2 protein-coding genes are annotated in these 1,346 nt (G+C 73.1%); both read left to right on the forward strand.

What is annotated here, in order from left to right:
• Window positions 1–661 (forward strand): RibD family protein (locus KD1_RS15930; RefSeq protein WP_157073431.1); only part of this gene is annotated, 661 nt, incomplete at its 5' end.
• Window positions 658–1,293 carry a GTP cyclohydrolase II gene (locus KD1_RS15935; RefSeq protein ID WP_068403563.1) on the forward strand — a complete coding sequence of 212 codons (636 nt, stop codon included), beginning with the start codon at window positions 658–660 and terminating at the stop codon, window positions 1,291–1,293. The genes KD1_RS15930 and KD1_RS15935, both read left to right, overlap by 4 nt.
• Window positions 1,294–1,346 lie beyond the last annotated feature (53 nt).

The following is a 1,346-nucleotide window of genomic DNA, read 5'->3' on the forward strand; positions in this document are numbered from 1 at the left end:
GATCCTGTCCAACGAGGCCGACCTCGACCGGGTCGACGACGTGCGCGCCGGGTGCGACGCGATCCTCGTGGGCGCCGGGACGATCCGGGCCGACGATCCCCGGCTCCTCGTGCGGTCCGCGCTGCGCCGATCGCGCCGAGTGGCCGCCGGGCGCCCGGCCTCGCCGCACAAGGTCACCCTGACGCGGCACGCGTCCCTGCATCCCGCAGCGCAGTTCTTCGCCGACGACGGCACCGCCAAGTTCGTCTACTGCGCGTCCGGCGTCACGGCCGCGGCCGGAGAACGCCTCGGCACCCGCGCGAAGGTCATCGACGCCGGCCCGGAGCCGACCATGCGCGACGTCTCCGTCGACCTCGGCCGCAGGGGCGTACGCCGGCTCCTCGTCGAGGGCGGTCAGGCGGTGCACACCCAGTTCATCTGCGCCGGCCTGGCCGACGAGCTGCACGTCGTCGTCGCGCCCATCTTCGTCGGCGACTCCCGCGCCCACCGCGTCGTCGCCGACGGACCCCTCCCGTGGAACCGCGACCGCCGGGCCCGGCTGTGCGGCGTGCGTCAGATGGGCGATGTCGTCCTCATGCGTTATGCCCTCTCCGACCGCTGCGCTGCGGCCCCGACAGGGGAGTTCACCGTGTTCGACCCACGCCTGGAGGTGCTGACATGAGACGACGTCTCGCCGCGGCGACGATCCGCACGATCGTGCCGCTGCCCATGGCCTTCGCCGACGGGTACACCGTGCCGGCGCGCGTCATCAGTTTCACCGGGCTCGTCGACGGCGGCGAGCACGTGGCCGTGGCGCTGGGGGAGATCCAGCCCGGCCGCGACCCGCTCGTGCGGATCCACAGCGAATGCCTGACCGGCGACGTGTTCGGCAGCGCCCGATGCGATTGCGGAGCGCAGTTGCGCGAGGCCGTCGAGCGGGTCGCCGACGCCGGTGGCTACCTGCTCTACCTGCGGCAGGAGGGCCGCGGGATCGGGCTGTACGCCAAACTCGACGCGTACGCCCTGCAGGACGACGGGTTGGACACGTACGAGGCCAACGAGGCGCTCGGATTCCGTGCCGATGCGCGTGACTACACGGTGGCGGCGCAAATGATCCGGGCGCTCGGGATGGGCCGGGTGGCGCTGCTGAGCAACAACCCCGACAAGGTCGAGCAGTTGGAGGGGCTCGGGATCACCGTGGCCGAGCGGGTCTCGACCGGCCTGCACTGGAGTCCGACCAACGCCCGCTATCTCGCGACGAAGGCCGCCCGCGGCGCGCACCGGTTCGCACCCACGCCCCTCCTGCGGCCATGACCACGCACGCCGCCCCGACGCGCGCGGCCCCGGCGGAGACCAGCGCGGCCGTG

The organism is Kribbia dieselivorans NBRC 106261, assembly GCF_001552435.1.
GTDB classification, from domain to species: domain Bacteria; phylum Actinomycetota; class Actinomycetes; order Actinomycetales; family Dermatophilaceae; genus Kribbia; species Kribbia dieselivorans.

Bases quoted from the DNA above. Each gene is read 5' to 3' on its own strand.
- KD1_RS15935 (WP_068403563.1), top strand. From the start codon at position 658: ATGAGACGACGTCTCGCCGCGGCGACGATCCGCACGATCGTGCCGCTG.